General features: G+C 60.1%; 1 protein-coding gene. It reads right to left on the bottom strand.

Annotated features, from left to right (window positions below; genetic code table 11):
* Positions 1-145: 145 nt before the first annotated feature.
* Positions 146-1,108 carry a tripartite tricarboxylate transporter substrate binding protein gene (locus tag CDO46_RS09210; protein WP_087838255.1) on the bottom strand — a complete coding sequence of 321 codons (963 nt, stop codon included), beginning with the start codon at positions 1,106-1,108 and terminating at the stop codon, positions 146-148.
* Positions 1,109-1,158: the final 50 nt, after the last annotated feature.

The raw sequence follows: 1,158 nt of genomic DNA, 5'->3' as shown, positions 1-1,158 counted from the left end.
GAGGTGGCTTACGTCTTCGTCTGTGAGGAATAACGTCGGTGATAGCTGCGCTTGCGCAGCACCATTACTGGATGTGCAGGTCATGGACTTCGGCAGGTTAAGGAGAGACAGCAGCCGCGTGCGGCTACGCTTTGCGCGTCATGCGCTATTGCAGTTTGATGCGCGTTTCGGCCGCAATCTTCCTGTATTTCACGAGGTCCGCGCTCACCTGCTTTTTCAGGAATGCTGGGTTGCCACCACCGGGAGTAAGGCCCAGTTCTGCCAGGCGCTGCTTTACGCCAGGGTCGGCCAAGGCCTCGTTCATGGACTGGTTAAGGCGCACAATGACGCGCTCGGGCGTGTCTGTGGGGGCGAAAAGGCCCAACCAAGACTCGAATGTGAAGTCGCCGAGACCCGCTTCCGCCACAGTCGGCACCTGCGGAAACCGCGGGTCTCGCACGGCGCCCGTCACCGCGATGATGCGAACCTTGCCAGCGTCCACTAGTGGTTTTACTGCTCCATCAAAGGCAAGATCCACGCGACCACCCGCCACGTCCTGGACAGCAAGGGAGGTCGACTTGTAGGGCACATGCAGAATGTTGGTGCCAGTCAACTGCTTCAGATGCTCGCCCATGAAATGCGAGCCGCTGCCCATGCCGGCGCTTCCATACGCAAGCTTTCCGGGCGTCTGTTTGGCCAGTGTCAACAGCTCCCCCATCGTTTTCGCGGACAACGCGGGATTCACAACCACGGCCATGCCGTACGTGGCTCCCAACCCAATTGGTGCAAGGTCACGCTCTGCGTCATAGCCTGCCTCGGGGTCGATCACTGGCAGGATGGCGTATGACGAGTTACTCATGTACAGGGTGTAACCATCCTTGGCCGACTTCACCGCAACGCCGGTGCCGAGCTTGGTACCGGCGCCGGGCCGGTTGTCGACCACCACAGGCACATTCAGCGACTGGGACATACGGTCGAGAATGATGCGCGAGCCGATGTCGGTCACACCCCCGGCCGGAAACGGAACGATGACCTTGATAGGTCTATTGGGGTAGTCGGCTTGTGCAAGCGAGGCTCCTGTGACGAATAGAGCGGCGGCGCAGACCAAAAGGCGTCGGTTGAAGGGCATGTCTCTGTCTCCATTGACCGTTGCGGCTTCTCCGCATCGGCGTTGTCGTG

The sequence above is a fragment of the Pigmentiphaga sp. NML030171 genome (assembly GCF_002188635.1).
Classification (GTDB): Bacteria; Pseudomonadota; Gammaproteobacteria; order Burkholderiales; family Burkholderiaceae_B; genus Pigmentiphaga; species Pigmentiphaga daeguensis.
The sequence above is the reverse complement of the archived record's forward strand: the minus strand, read 5'-3'. Positions and strand labels throughout refer to the sequence as shown.